Source organism: Herbaspirillum sp. NPDC101396 (assembly GCF_044767365.1).
GTDB lineage: Bacteria > Pseudomonadota > Gammaproteobacteria > Burkholderiales > Burkholderiaceae_D > Herbaspirillum.
In genome coordinates, this window is record NZ_JBIWNT010000010.1 from 1 (window position 1) to 1501 (window position 1501).

The 1501-nt window shown below is 63.4% G+C and carries 2 protein-coding genes; both read left to right on the forward strand.

Features of this window, described 5'->3' with window-relative positions; genetic code table 11:
• The coding region (locus ACIROY_RS23875) for an ABC transporter ATP-binding protein (RefSeq protein WP_402344697.1) at positions 1-1218 on the forward strand (1218 nt) is incomplete at its 5' end.
• Between the two features lie 32 nt (positions 1219-1250).
• Positions 1251-1501, forward strand: a 251-nt coding sequence (locus ACIROY_RS23880) for an ATP-binding cassette domain-containing protein (RefSeq protein ID WP_402344700.1), incomplete at its 3' end; no start/stop codon positions are given.

Genomic DNA, 1501 nt, shown 5'->3' on the forward strand with positions numbered 1-1501 from the left:
ATGGCCTTCCTCACCTTCGACAAGAAACGCAACCCGCGCCAGGCCAACATCAGCCTGGTGGCGCTGTTGATCCTCATGATCGCCTTCCCCTTCATTGCCAGCCAGTTCGGCAACTCGTGGGTGCGCATCATGGACATCGCCTTGCTCTACATCATGCTGGCCCTGGGCCTGAACGTGGTGGTGGGCTTTGCCGGCCTGCTGGACCTGGGCTACATCGCGTTCTACGCGATCGGCGCCTACACGGCCGGCCTGCTGGCCTCGCCGCAGTTCGCTGATGTCCTGCAATCCTTCGTCAACACCTATCCTGCGGTGGGCAACTTCCTCGTGATGGTGTGCGGCCCGCAGATCGTGCAGACCGGGATCCACCTGTCGCTGTGGATCATCGTGCCGCTGTCGGCATTGATCGCGGCCTTGTTCGGCGCCTTGCTGGGTGCGCCGACCTTGAAACTGCGCGGCGACTACCTCGCCATCGTCACGCTCGGCTTCGGTGAAATCATCCGCATCTTCATGAACAACCTCAACGCGCCGGTGAACATCACCAACGGCCCGCAGGGGATCAACCTGATCGACCCGATCCGCGTGTTTGGCGTGTCGCTGGGCGGCGAGCCGGGTTCGGGCTCGATCGTCAAGTTCCTCGGCATCAGCATGCCGTCGGTGAACGCCTACTACTTCCTGTTCCTGCTCTTGTGCATCGGCGTGATCTTCTTCTCGATCCGCCTGCAGGACTCGCGCCTGGGCCGTGCCTGGGTGGCGATCCGTGAAGATGAAATCGCCGCAAAAGCCATGGGCATCAACACCCGCAACGTCAAACTCCTCGCGTTTGCCATGGGCGCGTCGTTCGGCGGCGTGGCCGGCGCCATGTTCGCCTCCTTCCAGGGGTTTGTATCGCCGGAATCGTTCTCGCTGACCGAGTCCATCGCCGTGCTGGCCATGGTGGTCTTGGGCGGTATCGGCCACATCCCCGGCGTGGTGCTGGGCGGCGTGATCCTGGCGGCCTTGCCGGAAGTGCTGCGCCACGTGGTCGAGCCGGTGCAGATGAGCCTGTTCGGCCGCGTCTGGATCGACGCCGAAGTGCTGCGCCAGCTGCTCTACGGTCTGGCCATGGTGATCATCATGCTGAATCGTCCTGCCGGCCTGTGGCCGTCGCCGCGTCACGAAGACCGGCCTGAAGCCGACCACCCGCACGGCAGTGACGCCGTCGGTGTGGTCAAAGCCTGAGCATCGACGAACAGAACACAGAGGACGACACAATGAGCACCAACACCCTGTTAAAAATCGCCGACGTCAGCAAACGTTTCGGCGGCCTGCAAGCCCTCTCGGGCGTGAGCCTGACCATTGAACAAGGCCAGATCTACGGCCTGATCGGCCCCAACGGCGCCGGCAAGACCACCTTCTTCAACGTCATCACCGGGCTGTACCAGCCCGACACCGGTAGCTTCGAGCTGGCCGGCAAGCCGTACAGCCCGAGCGCCCCGCATGAAGTGGCCAAGGCCGGCATTGC